At 33.4% G+C, this 21,416-nt stretch carries 19 protein-coding genes; 7 read left to right on the plus strand and 12 right to left on the minus strand.

The genetic code is table 11. The features are described 5' to 3' along the window. The first annotated feature begins 102 nt into the window (after positions 1-102). Both JR053_RS00005 and JR053_RS00010 read left to right on the plus strand, forming a co-directional pair. Positions 103-1,635 (plus strand): Mur ligase family protein, encoded by a 1,533-nt coding sequence (locus JR053_RS00005; protein ID WP_010405611.1) that lies wholly within the window; start codon positions 103-105, stop codon positions 1,633-1,635. A gap of 18 nt (positions 1,636-1,653) precedes the next feature. After that, positions 1,654-2,244: a COQ9 family protein gene (locus JR053_RS00010; protein WP_007301970.1), complete on the plus strand. Its 591-nt coding sequence runs from the start codon at positions 1,654-1,656 to the stop codon at positions 2,242-2,244. 357 nt (positions 2,245-2,601) lie between these two features. Here JR053_RS00010 and JR053_RS00015 read toward each other — a convergent pair whose 3' ends face one another. Further along, entirely contained in the window at positions 2,602-2,802 is a 201-nt protein-coding gene (locus tag JR053_RS00015; protein WP_010405605.1) for an ankyrin repeat domain-containing protein, read from the minus strand. A gap of 421 nt (positions 2,803-3,223) precedes the next feature. Here JR053_RS00015 and JR053_RS00020 point away from each other — a divergent pair, with 421 nt between their 5' ends. Next, positions 3,224-4,564, plus strand: coding sequence for an ankyrin repeat domain-containing protein (locus tag JR053_RS00020; protein WP_010406927.1), 1,341 nt, complete (start codon positions 3,224-3,226; stop codon positions 4,562-4,564). A gap of 939 nt (positions 4,565-5,503) precedes the next feature. Here the strand turns inward: JR053_RS00020 and JR053_RS00025 are convergent. Next, entirely contained in the window at positions 5,504-6,532 is a 1,029-nt protein-coding gene (locus tag JR053_RS00025) for a class I SAM-dependent methyltransferase (RefSeq protein WP_010406924.1), read from the minus strand. Between the two features lie 95 nt (positions 6,533-6,627). Here JR053_RS00025 and JR053_RS00030 point away from each other — a divergent pair, with 95 nt between their 5' ends. Then, complete coding sequence (locus JR053_RS00030; RefSeq protein ID WP_010406921.1) at positions 6,628-6,999, plus strand: hypothetical protein; 372 nt, start codon at positions 6,628-6,630, stop codon at positions 6,997-6,999. Then, on the plus strand, positions 7,000-7,281 hold the full coding sequence (locus JR053_RS00035) for a DUF2610 domain-containing protein (RefSeq protein ID WP_010406917.1): 282 nt from the start codon (positions 7,000-7,002) through the stop codon (positions 7,279-7,281). Here the strand turns inward: JR053_RS00035 and dapD are convergent, their stop codons facing one another. Next, entirely contained in the window at positions 7,282-8,124 is an 843-nt protein-coding gene (dapD, locus tag JR053_RS00040; protein ID WP_010406915.1) for a 2,3,4,5-tetrahydropyridine-2,6-dicarboxylate N-succinyltransferase, read from the minus strand. A gap of 38 nt (positions 8,125-8,162) precedes the next feature. Here dapD and JR053_RS00045 point away from each other — a divergent pair, with 38 nt between their 5' ends. Both JR053_RS00045 and sdhA read left to right on the plus strand, forming a co-directional pair. Further along, positions 8,163-8,573 (plus strand): zinc-ribbon domain-containing protein, encoded by a 411-nt coding sequence (locus tag JR053_RS00045; RefSeq protein WP_010406912.1) that lies wholly within the window; start codon positions 8,163-8,165, stop codon positions 8,571-8,573. Between the two features lie 208 nt (positions 8,574-8,781). Next, complete coding sequence (gene sdhA / locus JR053_RS00050) at positions 8,782-10,581, plus strand: succinate dehydrogenase flavoprotein subunit (RefSeq protein ID WP_010406910.1); 1,800 nt, start codon at positions 8,782-8,784, stop codon at positions 10,579-10,581. Here the strand turns inward: sdhA and JR053_RS00055 are convergent. The 9 genes from JR053_RS00055 to rpmE form a co-directional block, all read right to left on the minus strand. After that, on the minus strand, positions 10,553-12,601 hold the full coding sequence (locus tag JR053_RS00055; protein WP_416603165.1) for an ankyrin repeat domain-containing protein: 2,049 nt from the start codon (positions 12,599-12,601) through the stop codon (positions 10,553-10,555). The two genes, sdhA and JR053_RS00055, sit on opposite strands and share 29 nt — an antisense overlap. 243 nt (positions 12,602-12,844) lie before the next feature. Next, positions 12,845-13,453 (minus strand): guanylate kinase, encoded by a 609-nt coding sequence (gene gmk / locus JR053_RS00060; RefSeq protein ID WP_010406904.1) that lies wholly within the window; start codon positions 13,451-13,453, stop codon positions 12,845-12,847. 35 nt (positions 13,454-13,488) lie between these two features. Further along, positions 13,489-15,255 carry a pentapeptide repeat-containing protein gene (locus JR053_RS00065; protein ID WP_010406902.1) on the minus strand — a complete coding sequence of 589 codons (1,767 nt, stop codon included), beginning with the start codon at positions 15,253-15,255 and terminating at the stop codon, positions 13,489-13,491. Beyond that, the gene (locus JR053_RS00070; protein ID WP_010406899.1) at positions 15,239-16,213 is read right to left on the minus strand and encodes an ankyrin repeat domain-containing protein; all 975 of its coding nucleotides are present in this window, start codon (positions 16,211-16,213) and stop codon (positions 15,239-15,241) included. Before JR053_RS00070 ends, JR053_RS00065 begins: the two co-directional genes overlap by 17 nt. A 661-nt stretch (positions 16,214-16,874) precedes the next feature. Continuing rightward, the gene (locus JR053_RS00075) at positions 16,875-17,762 is read right to left on the minus strand and encodes an aspartate carbamoyltransferase catalytic subunit (RefSeq protein ID WP_010402823.1); all 888 of its coding nucleotides are present in this window, start codon (positions 17,760-17,762) and stop codon (positions 16,875-16,877) included. A gap of 80 nt (positions 17,763-17,842) precedes the next feature. After that, positions 17,843-18,859, minus strand: coding sequence for a Fe(3+) ABC transporter substrate-binding protein (locus JR053_RS00080; RefSeq protein WP_010402821.1), 1,017 nt, complete (start codon positions 18,857-18,859; stop codon positions 17,843-17,845). 123 nt (positions 18,860-18,982) lie between these two features. Next, complete coding sequence (locus JR053_RS00085) at positions 18,983-20,245, minus strand: hypothetical protein (protein WP_416603169.1); 1,263 nt, start codon at positions 20,243-20,245, stop codon at positions 18,983-18,985. Positions 20,246-20,328: 83 nt separating this feature from the next. Then, positions 20,329-21,114, minus strand: a complete 786-nt coding sequence (locus tag JR053_RS00090) for an NAD kinase (RefSeq protein WP_010402806.1) — start codon at positions 21,112-21,114, stop codon at positions 20,329-20,331. A gap of 22 nt (positions 21,115-21,136) precedes the next feature. Then, positions 21,137-21,349 carry a 50S ribosomal protein L31 gene (gene rpmE, locus JR053_RS00095; protein ID WP_006013575.1) on the minus strand — a complete coding sequence of 71 codons (213 nt, stop codon included), beginning with the start codon at positions 21,347-21,349 and terminating at the stop codon, positions 21,137-21,139. Positions 21,350-21,416 lie beyond the last annotated feature (67 nt).

Raw genomic sequence — 21,416 nt, forward strand, 5'->3', positions numbered from 1 at the left:
TCTTACTTTGTTTGCTTGTCAGATCAAGTCTAAACTATTACAGTTAAGCACTGCCAAAAACTATGGAAGAAGTCATTATAATTTGTATTATATCTTTATAAAATGGTTCGCATAAGTTATCTAGAAGTGCAACTAAACAAATACAAAAATCAAAGTGTTGCGGTTTTCGGCCTTGGTAAAACTGGTTTGTCCGTTATTAATGCTCTAACAAAAAGCAGTGCAAAAATATATGCATGGGATGATAATAAAGAGCAAATAGCAAATGCAAAAAAGATATATAAAGAGTGTAACTTTACTCATCCCAATGAGTATAATTGGCATGAGATAAGCACACTAATTTTGAGCCCTGGAGTGCCAATACCAACTCATTGGGTAGTAAAACTTGCAAGAAGCTTTGACTGCAAAATAAAATCAGACATTGAGCTATTTCTTGAAACTAAAACTACAAGCCAGAAGGTTGTAGGCATCACCGGAACAAATGGCAAATCAACCACCACGTCACTAATAGGGCACATATTAAAATCCACAGGGAAAAAAGTAGCTATTGGCGGGAATTTAGGTATGCCTATTTTGGATTTAGAAAGAGATGCAGAAATTTATGTAATTGAATTCTCCTCTTTTCAATTGGAGCTAATAAATAAAATTAATGTAGACATTTCTGTATTGCTCAACATCACACCAGACCACATAGATAGACATGGAAGTATGAATAACTACATAGCAACTAAATTAAAACTGATAAACAGTAGCAAGATTGCCGTGATAGGATGTGATAACAAAATTACCGCTGATGTATTCAATAAATTCACTGGGAACAAAATTCCAATTTCAGTAACATATTCCCTGGTGTCATTCCAGCGCGTGACCAGAAAAGAAAAACCATTGCCAACTACTCAGATGACAGAGGGTAGTGCAAGAGATCTAATATCATTGGCAGATAACAATTTGCTTGATTATAGTGAACAGATTACTGTTATAGATCGAAATTATCTGGATCCCAGTGTCAGCTACTTGGATGACAAAAGGAGTGCTGAGATCCAGGATATCTCGCTAAAACTAGAGAATCACAACTTATCAATGAGTGATATGAAAGTAAACCTAGTATCCAATGTAGAAAATATAGTAGCTGCACACGCTGTGTGCAAGTTACTTGGAGTAGATAGCAGCACTATTGTCAATGAAATCAAATCCTTTCCAGGGCTAAGACACAGAAATGAATTTCTTGGCAAAATACATAATGTACTTTTTATCAACGATAGCAAAGCAACCAATTCAGAATCGACCGAAAAGGCAATTTTATCTTATAAAAACATATATTGGATTGTTGGCGGAAAAAGCAAAAAAGGCGGAATAGAATCATTAAGCAAGCATTTCACCAAGATTAGAAAAGCTTTTCTTATTGGAGAATCAACTGAAGTTTTTGCAAACATTATGGAGAACAAAATAGATTATATGAAGTGCTATAATCTAGAAAACGCATTTAAACTGGCTTTTGAAGAGGCCATAAATAGCAAAGAAGAAGTAGCGATATTACTTTCTCCTGCATGTTCTTCTTTTGATCAGTGGAAAAATTTTGAAGAGCGCGGTGAAGCATTTTGCAGAATGTTTGAAAATCTCAGGTATAATTATATGTGATGTTTAGTATAATATTGTATGGAACAAAAGTTAATAGTAGATGAGCTGATTAAGGTTATTCCATTTGAAGGAATAAGTGATGCAACCTTATTGAAAGTGTGCACGAACCTTAACCTAGCCAATAGTTTTTGTAAATTTCAAAATGGAATATATAGTGCTTTGGAGTACATAGCAGAGGACTTAAATAGCTCAATGGAAACTGAACTTTGGAATTCCAATTTAGAAGATATGAAGGTAAGAGAGCGGATAAAGTTAGCTGTCCAAATACGCCTTTCAAACTATGCTAAGTTACAAAATTACAGAGAGTTTTTAAAAAATGTTTTATCATTCTCTATATTACCCCAAAATACATATTTTTCTAGTAAACTCTTGTACAGAACTGTTAGCGCGATTTGGTATGGCATTCATGATCAATCAACAGATTTTAACTACTATACAAAAAGAGCAATATTAGCTGGAGTGTACTTAAGTACGATACTTTTTTTTATCAATGATTATTCAGAAGATTTTGCAGATACCCTGTCGTTTCTTGACAAACGTATCAACAATGTCATGACATTTCAAAAGTTTAAAACCCGTTTGAATAGAATGGTAAGAAACTTCTTATAGCCTCTTTACTTATACGAGTTACTCGTATTTATACCTAAAGCTGCCTTGATTTTTATGTTAAGATAATTGAACATCCACTAACAGTGAGCTTAACAAAGAACTTGATTGAAAGCAATACATTAGAAAGTAGTTTTGCTGGAAACTTGAAGTAGACAGAATTGATACACATAAAGCTGATCCATGTACAAAAGTATCTGTTCAGATACATGACTAATGCTGTGTGATCCATAGAGGTTATTACAATAAGAATGTAAGATCAAATAGAAATTTGGATTTGCAGTAGTTTATAGACCTTATTACAATTGCAAAGGATAAATTAGTTAATCTAGGGTTAAACTACGTCTGAGTTGGATAAAACTATACAAAATGACTACTTTTAGCAGCAAACATTAGAGCAGTTTTTCCAAGAGCAGTTTTTTCATAGTCAAAATGAGGTAGACTAAGAGTACTAACTACATAATTAACACCTGCGTTTGCTATTTCTACTAAGTATTTTACTACATCCAAGTGACCTGCTTGAGCAGCATCAAGTAAAAAGAGTGGAGCAACTATCTCCATGAGGCTTCTTTTGCCTTTTTTTGCTTGCTTAATATTTATAGCTAAAGCTTCAGGGTGTCATTTCAGTGCGTGACGCAGAGATGTACGGAGATTGAAGATCAGTGCTTGACACTGGAATCCAGAAATTTTTTGAGAACAAAAGTTATGCTAAGTTTTTGTTGGTAAGAAAGGCTGATGTCTGGGCACTGGGATGAAAGTAGTGTGAAATGGGGCTACTTGGGGATGACAAAAAAGAATGTACTGGGATGACAAGAAATAGGGCAAATGTATAAAAATAAATATTTCTATATTCAGGAAATTGTGGACTTTAATATATCGGAATTTAGTAACTTCAATAAATTGTGATATATCTCTTACAGATTCATTCAAACTTAATTAAGTGGGAGTATTGTTAATGCGAAAAGGGTTTAATTAAAATGGTATGGCGTGTGAGGAAGACATACATCAATTGGTAGAAAGTGGATTTGATATTAACTCAAAAGATGTAAGCGGAGTCACTCTCTTGCATAAGTTTACAAAAGAAGGCGATTTAGTTGGAGTAAAATCATTATTAGAGCACGAAGCTGACTTTAATGTTGTGGACAACGAAAATAGAAATCCACTGCATTATGCTATTATGCATGGACACAAAAAAATTGCTAAACTTCTTGTTAATCAACTGACAATTAATTCTAGAGATAAAAATGGATTTACTCCACTTCACCTTGCTACACTACAAGATGACACAGAATTAATGGATTTTTTAATAACAAAAGGCGCAAAAATTAATGAAAAAGATGCTGAGGAAGGCTATACTCCTCTTCACATAGCTTCATTATACGGTTCTAAAAAGAGCGTCCAGATTTTAATTGATAGCGGAGCAAATCTTGAATGTGAAGATAACAACTTTCGTACTCCTTTATTTTTGACCATTTATCAATGTACTACACATTATGAAAGTAGAGCAGAGATTATAGAATATCTGATAAAGAAAGGTGCAAACATAGAAGCAAAAGATGCAGAAAATAATACTACGCTTTTTCTAGCAGCATATAACAACAAAATGCAACTGGTAAAGCTTATTGTAAAGCAAGCAAAAGCTAAGCTAAAAGAGTTTATTTGCACAAAAAATAAACATGGTTTTGATGCACTGGATTGCGCTATTAAGCATAATAATAGGCAAATGGTAACATTTCTTGTTTCAAAGGGAATAGAAGCAGATGACCAAGATTGTAGCGGTAACACCAGGTTACATAAAGCTAGCTATAATGGTGATACTAAAGCAGTTAAGTTCTTATTGGAGCTTAAGGTAAACGTTAATGCCGTCACTAGATGCAACAGAACTCCTCTGCTACTTGCAGCTAAAAAAGGCCATGTAGAAATTGTAAGAATGTTGTTAGCAGTAAAAGCCAATATGAATATTTGTGATCAACAAGGTTTTACACCTCTGCATCTTACTATTCAAAAGGATTATTTTGATATAGCTCAGCTATTAATAGAAAAAGGGGCAATTAATTGTAGTAATGATTATACTGCAATAGATATGTTTATTGACAAGGCTCATAGCAAAAAAAATATTGAAGAAAATTACAAAAAATTTTGTAGGTTTTTGATGCTTTACTTGAAAGAGCTACATAGTAAACACAAAGCCTTTTGTGTACTTTCAATCCTAGCTCTAAGCTTAACAATTATAGGTTTACCATTTATTTTCAAGCCTATTATTAAATATAGAGAAAGAAGTAAAATATATAAAAAAATTAGGGCTATGCTGATTTATATTTAAGTATAACAGGAGAACTAAGCTAATATATGACAATTATCTGCTCGATAAAAATGGAATTAAATGTATCCGTTTAGCAGAGTGGCAAAATAAAATAGACAAAACCATAAAAATAAATGGTGTCATGCAATTTGAGCTTCGGCATAGATCCCACATAAATTTTTTGGTACATATTTTTTCAACATTAATTTCGTATTCCATTCAAAGAATATTAATATTGGCATATAAGTATGAATATTATGCTAATATAATTACTTTTTAGGTATACATGGCAAATTTATGCCTGGAAACAGTTTTTGGTTATTTCCTACACTTTCTTTATAAAAATCACAGGCGCCTGTTATTAGCTAAAGTAAAGGTCAAGTATCTGGAATTCTGGACATAAAATCCTCCTGTATAAAAAGATTAGAAAAAAATGCAGCGCACATATGACAGACGTGTGTATACGCTGAAAAAGATACGCTACGTTTTTTATTGAAAAGTTAACTGAAAGTCTGCAGACAAAGATAGATTTTGAGCTCTTAAAATATCTCTAATTGTCATTATAATCAGATTCAAAATATGCGGAAGTAATTTTTTTTGACAATAGATTTCTTGCATAACCAAGTGTTATTCCAGCTGGGATCCAACTAAGTTGGTAAACACTTTACAACGTTTTTTGCGCGAAAAGGCTGGATGCCAGTGTCAGCTACTTGCATGACATCGTCTTGGATGAAAATCAGTACGTGATGCACCAAAAATTGTGCATCAAAAGGGTGTCATTTGAGTAACTTTTTTGTTGTCATGCCAGTGTCAGCTACTTGCATGACACCTATTTGTTCCTATGATAGTCTTATCTGTCTATCTTATTTTGCTACTCTGCTGAACAGATACGTTTCTTTTACCTTTTTTATTCTGTAAATTTTTTAGTATTTGTATGTTTAACATAAGAACTACACAAGACTACAAATGGTGAATCAGCATTACCTTAAAGAGAGTACCCATATTTTCAGTTAACCTTAAGAATTCACTGAAGATCTTATTCTTCTGTTCATTACTTGCATTTTTCATTAAAGCTTGTGCTCTTTCCTTTATACCAAAAAGGTGTAAAAATTCTCTTTGAGTCAAAATCTCACAATTTACGTGCCTTAATGAATCTTTTAATGATTGAAAGTTCACAAGTGCAGTGATGTCACTATTACCGACGTTTTCAAGAAAATTAGTATATTTATGCTGCCTTATCGATTGCAAAGTGCTCTTATATTCAGGATATACATAACCATAATCTATAATCAGGGCAGCTCCTCCGTTATTGACTATCTTATTCTCAAGTTTCTTTAATATTTCGATTCCGGCTAGGCATACTTCCACTACTGCACCATTGAAACCCCCTGTCATTCCAGTCTGGAATCCAGTTTTTGGTCTGGTTAAGCACTGGAGTGACAATGAAAGACTGCCATCATCTTGTTTTATTACTCTATTTTCATACCACTGCCCATCACGATAAACAAACTGATCAATTGGAAGAGCATCAAAGAACTCATTTGCAAAAAAAATAGTTGGCTGATTTGGTAAGTTGTCGACATCTGTGTGCCAATTAATATCTAATCCCTTTAATTTTTCCTTTTGTATTTTCTGTAAAATAGGGCTTATCTCAACTAGATGAATGTCCATTGAGCTAAAAAAACAGCTATATTTTTTGGTGACTCTTATTACATCATGAATGAGTGTTCCTTTACCTGGTCCAAGTTCAACTAGAGAAAATTTTGATGGCTTTCCTAATTTTTCCCATGTATTTATTATCCACACTGCAATTGTTTCACCAAATAGCTGACTAATTTCAGGTGCAGTAATGAAGTCACCATCTTTGCCAAGTGGTAATTTATTCATGTAATAGCCGTACTCTTTATGATATAGAGCAGCATTCATAAAATTACTGATGGATATTGATCCTTGGCTTTTATCAATTAATTCGTGTATATAAGTAAGCATATTATTAATAAATGTTTAACTATAGCGTGCCATACTATAAAATAGTGGAGTATTTATATATATAATATAAGTTTAAAGGCGATAGTGCTTTGGTTATGAATAGTCAAGATACGGATTATGTTACCCTTATACCTCAAGATGATGGTGTTGAATATAAATTTGAAGAAGTTGTCAATTTTGTAGAAAATAAGGTTGTAGGTGCTGATGGATTAACTTTAGCGGAGGTATTTCAAGCATTAGTTAAAATGCTGAATGGTGACCTAGAGTTAGTAAAAAAAGTGTTAGCATATGCTAATATTATGGTAAAGCATGGAATGAGGTTAGCAAAAGAGTCACAATTGAGCAGAGCTGATATTCGCAGAGCTTTAGAAGGGGAAGAAAGTGTTTTCAATAGGCAAGATTTTATCAAAAAACCACCTCTTGTACCTTCTATAAAATCGGTTAAAAAGAAAAGCAGAGGTCTTTAAATGGTTGAGTCTATAAAAAAATTTACTGTACAGTGTGATTTCAAAGGGCAAAGTTCACCTTTTGCAATATACATAGGAGATCCAAAGAGTGATACTCATCCAATTCACTATCAAGATTCCTGGCTTGCAAAGGAGCGTGGAGGAAACATACCTAATAGAGTCAAAGAAAGTCTGCAAAAATTATATAAGTTATCTAAAGAAAATGGAATCTCTTTCTCAGAATTATGTGCATATGCTATTACTGTAGTTAGTAATAATGATAAAAAAAATGACTGCAAGTAGTTAGGTTCTCAATATTTCATTTATAGAAGTTTTTGATCTCGTCTTCTCGTCCACTTTTTTTACTATAACTGCACAATAGGTTGAAATGTTATTTTTAGGTGGAGTAGATCCTGGTACAACTACAGAGTAAGGTGGTACTTCACCATAAAATACCTTGCTTGTTTCTCTGTCAATAATTTTTGTTGATGCTCCAATAAACACACCCATGCCAAGGACTGATCCTTCTCTTATTATAACACCTTCGGCTACCTCACTACGCGCTCCAATGAAGCAATTATCTTCTATAATGACTGGAGAAGCTTGAATGGGCTCAAGAACTCCGCCTATTCCCACTCCACCGGAAATATGGCAGTTTTTCCCTATTTGTGCACAACTACCAACTGTTGACCAAGTGTCTATCATTGTGCCAGAATCAATGTATGCACCAACGTTGATAAAGCTTGGCATTAGAACAACATTTTTACCTATGTAAGCAGATTGGCGGACAAAACACCCAGGAACTGCTCTAATTTTTGAATGGTAAAATTTTTCTTCATTCCATTCACTAAACTTACTACCGATTTTGTCAAACCAGCAATTGGTGTTGTCTATTATTTTGCTTTCCTCAGTGAGGAAATGTAATAATATTGACTGCTTTATCCACTTATGTACTATCCATTCTCCACTTGATAGCTTTTCTGCTACTCTAATTTTACCACTGTCAAGTAACTCAATTACCTCTTTGATTATTAATCTTGCTTCGTGTTTTAGATTATAGTCGTTAAGTTTTTCTTTATCTTTCCAAATATTTTCTATCTCATCTTGTAATTTTTTAGTTGCAAATTTTTCATTTATTATATACATATTGATATCAAATTTATATTATTTTATACGTAAGCACTATGAAAATACAATGTCATAATTGTACTAAAACTTACTTAGTATCTCGTGGGCAAATAGGTGAATCTGGAAGAAAAGTGAAATGTACAAACTGCAATCACATGTGGCATGAGTATCTAAAAGAAATGTCAAGTGAATTGTGTCCTGCTGGTATACAAGAAAAAAAAGCTAACTGGAGGCAAAGTTTAACTCTAGCTTTTGCAACAGTTGCAGGGTTATGCGTTATAATTGTTGGTGGTATCTTTCCAGGAGAGGTAAGTAAGATATATAAAGCAGTTAGTGCATATAAAGATTCAATAAGCCATAAATTAGGATACAAAAAAGTGCAAACGGAAAATTCAAGTGCGAGAGAACTTGTTGTAAATGAGTTTTATCAAGATTACCTTTTTCTATCTAATTTTAGATCTAATTAAATAGGCATAAGTCATCAATGTTATGCAAATAACTACACTTATTCCTTTATGATAGTGTCATTCCAATTTCAGCTACTTTCATGACGCCCTATGATTGTTATTACATCGTTTACTATAGATTTGTTTCAGAAGCTTACATCCAGAAAACTTGTATAGATTTTTTCTACTTCTGTGATATTATAAGCCTGTGATGATAAAATAAGTGGATATGGATAAGTCAGCGTATGAAATCATAGAGCATGAGTATGATGTGGTGATAGTAGGTGCAGGTGGAGCAGGGCTTAGAGCAACACTTGGAATGGCTGCAACTAATTTTTCAGTTGCCTGCATTTCTAAAATTTTCCCTACACGAAGTCATACAGTTGCAGCGCAAGGAGGAATTAGTGCAGCTTTGAGTAATATTGCTGAAGATGACTGGCGCTGGCATGCATATGATACAATAAAAGGTTCAGACTGGCTTGGCGATCAAGATGCAATAGAGTATATGTGTAAAAATGCTGCCAAAGCTGTGATTGAACTTGAAAATTTTGGTGTACCCTTTTCTCGTACGGAAGATGGAAAAATATATCAGCGTGCCTTTGGTGGAATGACAACTCACTTTGGTAAAGGAAAATCGGCTCAGCGTACTTGTGCAGCAGCAGATAAAACTGGGCATGCAATTCTTCATACTCTATATCAGCAATGTCTTAAATTTAACGCTGAATTTTTTGTCGAATATTTTGTAATCGATTTGATTATGGACAAAGGGACATGCTGTGGGGTGATAGCTTGGTCGCTGTGTGATGGTACGTTGCATAGATTTCGTGCACATTCTGTGGTAATAGCAACAGGTGGTTATGGACGTGTTTATTTTTCTGCAACAAGTGCACACACCTGCACAGGTGATGGTAATGGCATGGTGGTAAGAGCTGGGTTGCCACTTGAAGATATGGAGTTTGTGCAATTTCATCCAACAGGAATATATGGCTCAGGGTGCTTGATGACGGAAGGATGCCGCGGTGAAGGTGGGTACCTCGTTAATTCTCAGGGTGAGAAGTTTATGGAACGTTATGCGCCAAAGGCAAAAGATTTGGCTTCTCGTGATGTAGTAAGTCGAGCAATGACAATTGAAATTAGAGAGGGAAGGGGAGTTGGGCCAAAGAAAGATCACATGTACTTGAATATAGCTCATCTTGATCCGGAAGTAATAAAGCTCAGATTGCCAGGTATTAGTGAAACAGCAAAGACCTTTGCAGGAGTTGATGTTACTAAAGATCCGATACCTGTTATTCCAACTGTTCACTATAACATGGGAGGTATTCCAACCAACTATCATGGGGAAGTGATCACGTTGCAAAAAGGTAAAGAAGAAGTGGTAGAAGGATTATTTGCAATAGGAGAGGCAGCATGTGTTTCTGTACATGGTGCAAATCGACTAGGTTCCAACTCGCTTCTTGATCTTGTGGTTTTTGGTAGAGCTGCCGCGCTTAGGGCAAAAGAAAAATTGAAACCTGATACACCACATAAAAAATTGCATTCAGACTGCACAGACTTGATAGTAGATAGATTTAATAAAATGCGATTTGCTTCTGGAGAGTTCAAAGTAGCAAAAATACGAAGTGAAATGCAGCACACTATGCAGAAATATGCATCGGTATTCCGTGTTGCTGAAGTTTTAGAGGAAGGTAAAAAAGCTATAAAAGAAGTAGCAAAAATGATGCCTAACATTGCAGTTGAAGATCGCAGTATGATATGGAATAGTGATTTGGTTGAAGCGCTGGAGCTTGCCAATATGATTCCACAAGCAGTTATTACCATGGAATGCGCAGCTAATCGCGAGGAAAGCAGGGGTGCTCATGCTCGTGAAGATTTCCCTGAACGTGATGATAAAAACTGGATGAAGCATACTATAGCATGGCTTAAAGAAGAGAAAAGCCAAGTTAGTGTAGAAATTGACTATAAAAAAGTTGCTGAAAAAACTCTGAGCGATGAGATTGATTTCATCGCCCCGGAAAAGAGAATTTATTAGTTAACCCATCTGGTTTATTTATAAATTGACGTAGTATTGATACATAGCTCATTTGAGTAGCTGGGCTTTCTGTATGCTCCGATTGATTTGACGATCTTTGTACTTCTTGCTCTGCTGAGTTGTTAGCTAAATTTTGTTGTTCAGTAATATTTTCAGGTTGTTTTGCAGCTAGGTGATCATCTTTACGGCTTTGCTTATCGTTGGTTAATTCCTTAACAGACTTCCTAATGTCGCTAAGTCCCAAAGTGAATATCAGACACACCACTCCTGTTATAGCTATGATGGGTAACGCTGCTCCAATTGCAATTTGTCCTTGGAAGCAAGAAAGTGTTACCATTGTAATAATAGTAGTTGCTACTGTGATTGCTAACAATACACTAGCTCTCCTGCCCGGATCAATGCATTTCCATACAGCAGATGCTCCTTTTTTTACACCAGAACCTAGCTTTTTAATGCCTGATTGACATTTTTTCGAAGCAGTTCCACAGTGGTATTTTTCCTCAAGCTTCTCTTTTAGTTCTTTAGCTTTCTCCTGTGCTTTCTGTGGAGTGCTTGAACAATCTTTTAGATCTCGTAAAGTTAAATAGTACTTTTTAGTATGGAATTCTGGATCTTCTAACCATAAAGAATCAGGGTTAGCACCGTTTTGTAATAATGCTGCACAAAACTTTGTTGTATTATCATAATTAGTTGCTAAATCAAAAATTGTTTCTTGCGATAGGTATTCGATACTTTTTTTTTCTGCTTTTTTCTTTAGTGCTAATTCTAGAGGTGTATTGCCTTGCCTGTTAGTTGCTTTTATAGATTCATCTAATTTATCTTCAGATATTTTTCTTTCTTTTACTAAGGCTGATATTAATTTCAAGCATGTAACTTTTTGCTTCCCTCTCAGCAAGGCAATATGGTGTAAAGCATTATTGCCATTTGCATCTTTAAGGTTGATATCTGCTCCTTTTTTCAATAATTCCTTAAAAGATTTTTCATCTTTATCTTTAATTGCTAAATGTAGTTGATAATTATCATTACTATCTGGAGTATTTATGGTATGGGCTATAACTTCTTCAACTTTTGTTTTTATTTCTGGTTTTCGCTCAGCCAATTTCTCTAAAAATTTAAGATAGTATTCATTTTGCTTTTTAGATAATTTTTCTAAATCCTCTGTAGGTAAGCTTAGCTTGGCTCCATACTTTAACAATTTTGTAAGAAACTTAAGTGTATTATCGCTACTTCTAACTGTATTAGACTCATGTTTCCCTTTTATTATCTTGTTAATTAGTGCTACCTGAAAAGGAGTCTTTCCTTCTTGATTTTCACTATCAACAAGTTGTACTAAATTTTTCTCGTTAGCTATTTTTATCAAGGTATCTAGAAACTTAAGCTTTTGTTTCTTTTTGAGCGATGCAATAAGGTGTAAAATATTATTTCCTTTTTCATCTGTTATGCCACTGACATTTGTGCAATCTTTTAGGTATTTTCTAAATTTCCTGTTGTTTCCATTTTGGATTGCATTTAGTAATTGAACGTCATTATCAGAATCCGATATTCCGTTTATTCCATCTTCAAAATCGCTATCAGAATCTGATATTCCGTTTATTTCATCTTCAAAATCGCTACCGTAGCCACTGTCTTGTTCGCTGTGCCTACTAAAACAACTTTTAGTGACTTCAGAAATTACTTGTTTTTTTGTTTCATTTGATATTCTTTTCGATCGTTCTATTACTTCACCTAGCACTGGAAGGAAACATTGGACATAATATCTGTGATATTTTTCCTGTTCTCTAAGCGATTCTTCTAATTTAGTTAATACTTCAGGACTAGCGCCTTCCTTAAATAACCTTTTACATTCCTTGAGTGTTCCATCTCGACTTCCTGGTTTTTTATGCTGATGTTTTTCTTTTTTTACCTTTCTCTCTATAATATTATACAATTGCTTGTCTTTTTTATCTTGTTTTTCATTTTTGTTTATATATTTATCTAGTTTGTTTGCATTAGTAACTGATACACTTAGATCTATACTCATATTAAAACCTCAATATTAAAAGCTATTTGGCGTTAACGAATTGTATTAAACTTTTAAATTGAGCTAGATGTTATCGAAATATAGGTGAAAAGGCAGAAAACTAGTTTCTATTAGAAAATCTATTGTCATAGTCAAATCCCCACTTTAGCACTTGTCTACTATTTTAACTATTTTATCTTAAAAAATAATAAATGTGGCTAAACTGTGAAGCATGAGTGCTCTGAAAGAGACAAACCAATGTTTTTATAGATCTTTCAAACTTGATTTTTCTTCTAATTTTTTAAGCATTCCTTTACTTAGTATTGATTTTATCTCTTCTACGCTTTTATCAAGATCATCATTAATTATTACGTAATCATATTTATTACTTTTACTTATCTCTTTTTGCGCTTCGGCTAATCTACGCTCTATTTCAATTTCATCATCACTATTACGCCTTTGTAGACGCAGTCTAAGCTCTTCCATTGAGGGAGGTAGTATAAAAACACTTACAACTTTTTCTCTTAAGATTTCAAACAAATGAAATGCTCCTTGCCAATCTATATTCAGTAAAACACTTATTCCACTGCTCAGGTTTTGTTCTATAAAATCTTTTGGTATACCGTAAAAATTCTCAAAAACTTTGGCATATTCAAGCATTTGACCAGCCTTACATAGTTCGTGAAACTTTTCTTCAGTAACGAAAAAATAGTCTTTTCCGTTTACTTCACCGGGACGAGGTTTGCGTGTAGTCATAGAAACAGACATAACTAAATCAGTTGATTGCTCAAGTAATTTTTCTGATATAGTAGTTTTTCCAGCTCCAGAAGGAGAGGATAGAATCAGTAGTATGCCCTCATTTTTTACGGTCATTTTTCTTTATTTAACAAGTACATTATAGAGCTTTTTTAAGACTTTGTATTTTTTGAATCAAAGTTTAAAAGACTAGAGCCCTCTAAATTAGAATTTGATAAATTGGCATCAATAAGAGAGGAATTATCAAAGACAGTATAACGTAAATCGGCTTTTTCAAGATTTGCCTTATTCAAATTAACGTTTACAAACTTTGCTCTACTTAATATTGAATTAGAAAAATTAGCATTTTCTAAATTCATATCCTTAAACTCAAAGTAAGAATAATTTACATCAAATTTTTTGCCCTGCGATATTTTCTCTTGCAGATCTTTAATTGAAGTTATGGCATTCTCTAGATTTGTAATTTTTGTCTGTCCTTGATTGTCAATCAAAATTGAATTATCAAATTTGCAATCTGTTAAATGAATATCAGCAATTGAACTTTTATATATGCTTGAAGAGAGGAAAGAGACATCACTCACTGTTGAATTACTCAAATTGCTAAGAAAAAAACTAGTCTTTCTAAAGGCATTATCATAAAACACGGAGGATTTGAAATCACTTTCAATAAAGTTTGAATTAGTGACTTTTGACTTAGACCAGCTCGAATTATCAGCTAATAATTTGAAGAATATTGAATTTTCTATCTCACTCGAATCCATATTATGGTGGGAAAGAGTACTATTATAAATTTGAGAGTCTTTAATTTTTGTCTTATACATTGAAGTTGTGGAAAGATCTGAATCTTCTATTTTTGCAGAGGTAAACAATGAATGGTCAAAGAACGAACCATTCATGTCAGAATTCACAACTTTAGTATTATGAAACTTTCCGTGACAAATGTTAGCATCATAGGCGTTAACTTTATACAATTCACTAAAACTAAAATCAATATTAGATAAGTCAGCATCCTGAAGGTCTGCTTCGAAAACATATGCATGTTTTATCTTGGAACCATTTAGTATAGATTTAATGAAGTTTGAATTATCCCCTTTCACATAGGAAATTTGTGAATTGCTTAAATTGGCTTTTTCAAAGTTACTATCAACTATAATAGAAGCATTAAAATAGGCGTTCGAAAGATTGCTACCTGTAAAATCCGATTTTTTTATTTCTGCACCATATATGTTAGCATTTTTTAATGAAGAAAATTGTACCTTGAGCTTGTGTGCATCCACTCCAAAGAAACTTGCGTTGTCGAAATTATTTTTCTGCATAACAGTGTCGTTTATTTCACTATCACTAAAATTGATGTAGCTGGCACTTGAGTTTGATAAATTGGAGAAATTCATTTTTACATTCAAAAACTTGGTATGCAAACCAATTATATTACGCATACTTACTTTGTTGAGATTAGAATTGATAAAATCAGCATAACTGATATTAGACTGATCAAATATGATATCTGTTAAATTTGTAGAAGCAAATTTTGAAAAACTTAAATTTGTGCCTTTTATTTTAACGCCATGTAAATTAGCATTGGAAAAATTGGCACCACGTAAATCAACATCGATAAAAGACACATCTGATAAATCGGTGTTAGAAAAATCGGCACCAATTAAACTTACTCCATCAAAAATAGATTTGCTTAAATACAATTGACTAAAATTAGCACCATTTAAATTAGGACCAAAACCTTTCTTAAAATCTTGTGGTATGCTGGCTTTATTACACTGTACTAAAAATTTAGCAAAATCTTTTGTATTGTAAGATACGTATTTTACATCATGCAGAGCGCTTAAAAAATCATTGATTGCATCATCTCCATAGCATAAATGACCAACTAAAATTAATATCAAAAGTCTAATTATCTTTTGCATCACACGTGTTTTCTTTTGTTTTTATAGCAAAGTTATACATCTCTGAGTTTTCTTGATTGTTTATTTCTTTATCCTCTAAAAGGTATGGCATCATTTCGGCAATTGCGTTTATTATGTTGATCTGATTCCTTTCGATTGCTATTTCAATAGGGGACTTAAAATTATTATCAACTACTCTAGGATCAGCACCTTGTAATAAGAGAAAGCGAACTGTGTCTATTTCACCTTGTTTCACTGCATAAATTAGAGGAGTATCACCCAATTTATTTCTAAATCTTAGTATTTCTTGAATTGTTAATCCAATTTTTTCTAGCTTATTTATTACTCCTCTTAGACAAATTAAGTTGCCCTTCTTGATGCAGTAAAAAAATTGCTTACTGTAATCATCAGTAAATATAGTTTTAGGAAGGTGCTCATTTAGGCTATCATATTGTCTTTTATATATAGACTTGCTTTTATGTTTTTTTATTTCTTTGTTTAGCTTTGTCCATTTTTCGCTTTCTTCATTTTCTTTGTTCACAGGTGTTATATTGTCAGGCTGTTCTTCTTTCTTTTTCTCTGTTAATTGGCTTGTTGAAAGTTCGGTGTCTTTTTTGCTAATCTCCTCTTCAGGCTGTAGGTTTGTTTGATTATTGTGACTGATTTTCTTCTCTTCAGGTTCTTCTTTTTTTTCTTCTGATAAAGGACTTGTTAGAGCTTTGGTATCTTTTATATTAGTCTCCTCTTCAGACTGTAGGTTTGTTTGATTACTTGAAGGTACTTCTTCATTGATTACATTTGTTGGGTCTGTGATTTCTTTGAGTTCGCTCAGAAGCGGAGAAGTTTTTTCAGCATCAGTGTTGCTTTTCGATACGTCTTCTTGATTTATACTGCTTTCATTTTTATTTTCTTCAGGCTGTTCTGCAGCAAGCAGGTTAGATATAACAATTAATAGTATGAAGAATGCTTTATATTTCATAAACATTGCAAATATAGGCTTAATTAAAATGATACTATAATCAAATGATTAATCTACAGTAAAAAGTGCTTTAGTTATTGTACAAGTATGATTATGTAAAAATTTATTTTTCTCTTTTATCTAGGTTTTATCTGAAATTGCCATTCGAGTAGCTGACATACAACTGTACGGACATTAAAGAAATCAGTATACAGCTGTATGAACATTGTGGTAATTTGCGTACTAAACAATGTCATCCCAGTGCTCCGACACTGGGATCCATTTTCCATCATCATTAGAAACGTTATATTTTAGCATAACTTTTAACTCACAAATTTAACTGGATGCCAGTGCTGGCTACTTTTATGACATCTATCATTTTATGTTTATAGTATTTTTTGCAAATAAACGTTCGTAGTTGTAAATTAAATGCAAAAAAATACTTGACACATTTGGTAAGTTGATTATTATCAGTAAAAATGAGGGTATTTTAGAGCTCGAAATCCACCTTATTCAAGTCTGCAGACTTTTCAATTAATTTCTCAATAAAAAATATAGCACAGTCTACTTCAGTGCGTACACGTACGCTTAATTTCTGTCATAAGGTGTGTTATATTTTTCTAAATCTTTTCTTTATAGGAGGGTCATTATGTCTAAAATTCCTTAAACATTAATTTTTAACTTAAACATTTATTAAATAGTGCAGTACTGCCTTACGCGTTGCTAATCCAAACTTTACTTGCTGTAAAATAACACAATCTGCTATATCATTGCTAATTTCGATACCTCTATTTATTGGTCCTGGGTGCATAACAATTGCATCTGGTTTTGCGTGCGATAGTTTTTGTGCATCAAGTCCATACAAGTGAAAATATTCTTTTTCTGAATAATTATTATTCATGCGCTCTTTTTGCAATCTTAAAAGCATAATTACGTCAGCATCCTTTATACCTTCGATTAATGAATAGTGAAGTGAATATACTTCAGGAAGATGCTTACAAATCAAAGTTGGTGGAGCAACCAAGCTTATTTTTGCTCCAAACATTTTTAGCAATCTTATATTTGATCTTGCAACTCTACTGTGCAAGATATCTCCACATATTACAACTTTTAGGTCCTTTATTTGCTTTTTATGACTGATAATTACGAGATAATCTGCAAGAGCTTGAGTTGGGTGTTCACTGCTTCCATCGCCTGCGTTGATTAGCGAGCAGTTGACATGCTTTGCCAATGTATTAATAATACCACTACTTTTATGCCTGATTATCATATAGTCAGGATTCATTGCATTTAGTGTTTTTATCATATCTTTTAGATCTTCCCCTTTGTTAATAGAAGAAGATTTTATTGGTAAAGTTATAACATTTGCTCCAAGGCTTTTTGCTGCTATTTCAAAAGATGCGAGCGTACGTGTTGAATCTTCAAAGAATAGGTTTATGACTATTTTATTTTTCAGAACATGACTATTTTCAACTTTTTCTTCAAGGTATTGGTTGGCTAATTTAGTTATATTTTCTACATCACCGATTGTGAGGTCTGAGATATTTAATAAATTCCTTCTCTTGTCCATAGCTCCTTTTTTGAGCTTATTCTACTTTCTTAATTTCAATTACACAACTCTAAAGTAAAGTAGAAGGAAGCTATAAAATTTTATTTCCACTTACATTCATCTGCTATCATAACAGCCTCAAAGAGATGCTTCTCAAGCTCACTTATAGGCAGAGTACTTTGTAGGTAATTTCCCCAAGATTTTAACACATCAGAAGTTTCAATACCTTCAACAATAGGATATTCTTGATTTTTTTTAGCATATAGCTCTTGAGCCTGTTTGCTTACAAAAAACTCCAATAAAGCTATGGCATTTTCTCTGTGTTTTGCGTTTTTTGTTACTGCTGCACCACTAATATTCACCATTACACCATCACTCGGAAAGAAAGCTCCTAACTTTTCTGTGATATTCTTTTTATTTTCTGATGAAAGGATTCTTGCAAAGTAGTAGCTATTTACTATTGCAACATTGCCTTCACCAGCGGCTACAGCATAAATTTGATCTGTGTCACCACCGCTTGGTTTTCTTGCCATGTTGCTTACAATTCCACTCACCCATTCTTTTGTTTTTTCAAAACCATTTTTTGCAATCATAAAAGCGATCAATGATCGGTTATATGGACTTGTGGAAGAGCGTACTAATATTTTCCCTTTCCATTTTTCATTCGCTAAATCTTCATAGGTACTTAATTCCTTAGGATCTACTGATTCTTTATTGTAAACCAATATTCTAGCTCTTTTTGTGAGACCAAACCAATAATCTTCATTATCTCTAAATTTTGCAGGTATGGCATTTTTTAGAGTCTCTGAATCCACTCGAGATAAGAGCCCTCTTTTTTTGGCTAAAATCAAATTCACCGCATCTGCAGTTAAAAACAAATCAGCTTCACCGCCATTTTCCATACGTGAAAGCAATTGGGAATAATCGTCAATGATATAACGTACCTTGATGCCAGTGGTTTTTGTAAAATCATCAAACAAACTATGTACTAATTCTTCTTTACGAGATGAATAAACGTTTACTACTTGTGAATCATCAATTCCGCTATTTTTATATAAAAAATTAACGACTATCAATAAAGCCGCTACTAAAGATATAAATATTAAACCTTTTTTCATAAACAAACCCCTTCCTTTTCATCATCTCAAGCTATCAAAATAGCAAGGTCTTAGCAAGTGTAAATCTTCAAAACGTTGCAGTTACAGTACTGGAATAGCGATAAAAAGAAGTACGAGCCAGATTTAATTAATAATATAAGTAATATCTGGATGGCCACATCGTTCAGCAACTACTTGTAACAATTTTGAACTAATCTTTTCTTGACTGCTTTTTACAGTTTTAATAGCTGTTTCATTAGGATTTTCACTATTAGCATTTTGTTTATGTAATAACAAATAATCTTTAAAATCAGTTTTGCTCCAATGATGAATTGTGCAAGCTAAAGTGAAAAGCAGTAGAGTGCCTGAAATTGCAACGATTGGCCAGTAAATAGTAGGATTTGTGTATGAACTTACTATATTGCTCAAACCACCTGTTGAATAAAGTGCTAAAGGGAAGGTTATGTTTCCAGTAATAAGAACTGTTCCTAAGATAGGAAGCCATATTCTATCATTGATTAATGAATTTACTTTACTCTTGTAATAGATTGGCTGGCCTGTAAGTTCTACGATGTTTGAATTACTTTTTGCTTTTTCTGGAAGAGAGTGAAACGTAAAGTAAACACGATTACCGTTGCTATATTTTAATACCAAAGACTTGATGCATTTCTCATCTTGCTTAAGTGTATCTAATATCTCACCTAAAACTTCTTGAGTGTCTCTTTTTGTAATCTTGTGCTCCTTAGTACGGACTGCTTGCATAAGTTCCCACGTAATTCCCAAGACTAAACAAGACGCTAATACCACGCCGAATATAGTAACAGGATTTACGCTGCCGATGAATCCAATGAATTCTCTTTGCTTCACAGCTAAAACGATTGACGTAATACAACATGCCGTAATAAGACCTACGAAAGGCATTGTAACTTTCTTCTTTTGCATCGTATATTTTACTTTCTGTAAAAATCTGTTTGTTTTTTTATTATCTCCAAGCAAAGAATTTTCAGAGCCGTCTTTCTTATATGATGGCGGAGAAGTTGAAGGTGTATCGCTATGCTGACTGAGATTTTCAAAAGGTTTTTTTTCACTTTCATTCCTATTACAAGGTTCATTAAATTCCGTTTCTTGTGAAACTGATCTGCTTAGAGTTGGATGTTGACTATCTGTTTGATTATCACGACTCTTTTTTGGAGATTCTGTATTTGGCTCTATGGATGCATAAATAGTTTCTGTATTTGCAACATTCGATTCTTTTTGCCTTTCTTCATCAGAACTTGATTCGCTAGCCGAATTTGTTTGTAACGCTGTGTTTCTAGGTGCTGGTGTTGGTGGAGTTGCTGCACTATTTTCACTCACCGTTGTATGAGAAACCAGTGTGACGTTATCTTTATTTCCTGATCCAGGCATATTCGCTCCAAAATTAATTACAATGTTATGTTGATTACGCTATAGTTATTAAGATATAGTGAATACTAATTTAAGAATAAATATTAGTATAAGAACTGCTGATCAAAGATCCTTTCATTCAAAGGGCAATCTTTGTCAAAAAGTAGAGTGACTGTATTTTCGTGATCTTTCTGTATTTTTACCTGCGATATGTCGTGAAATTCCTTGTAATCTGATACTACAAGTGCTGGACGATTTTTCACATCATTGATATCAATTTGCACTATTGTATCATTTGAGATTAGCGCTCCATTCCAACGCCTTGGGTAGTAGCTATTAATGGAAGTCAGTGCAAGTAAATTTGAATTAAGTGGTAAGATTGGCCCACCGGCAGAGAAGTTATATGCAGTGCTACCTGTTGGGGTAGACAATATAATTCCATCTCCTCTGAATTTTTCTACTTTTAGCTTATCATTAATGGTAATATTCATCTCCACTATTTGATTTGCATTTCTAAAGACATACACTTCATTTACTGCGATGTAATGGTGTTTTTTGCCACTTATGTCTGTGGCTTCCATTTTTAGTAAAGTTAGCTGAGTAGGAACTGCATGTTCTATATGATCAATTAGATCTTCAAAGCATTTATTCATCAAAAATCCGACGTTACCGGTATTTATTCCATACACATGTATATCTTTATTTCCTATGACGTAGTTGTGTAGGGTGCGTAGCATAAAACCATCGCCACCAACAACTATCAGCAGATCAACTTCATGCTTACCTGCTTCTGCTATATTGATAAAATTGAGTTTCTGTAGTAGTTTAGATACTTCCTGAGACTTGGGTAGCGAAGAAGCAATATAGCCTACATTTTTATATTTATACATGTTAAATCAAAGAGGGGAGGAACTAAAAAAGACTCCCGTATTTATCATTAAACTTAGCTATTTTACTATCCTTCTCCCCTGAACCGCTTGTCAAACTTCCAGTCCATGCAGGATGAGTAAGAGGATCTCTATCAAGCTTTATTCTTTGACCTTCTTTTCCATAAGTGGAATAAGTTTCAAACTCTTGACCATCTGTCATAACTATAGTAACTTTGTGATAATCGATTTCTGCCATTGTTCTTACAAATTTCTTACCAGCTAAGATTTTAGTGAATCTGGTTCATTTGGTCAATCATTATTGT

Source organism: Wolbachia endosymbiont of Nasonia vitripennis (assembly GCF_048054115.1).
Taxonomy (GTDB): Bacteria; Pseudomonadota; Alphaproteobacteria; order Rickettsiales; family Anaplasmataceae; genus Wolbachia.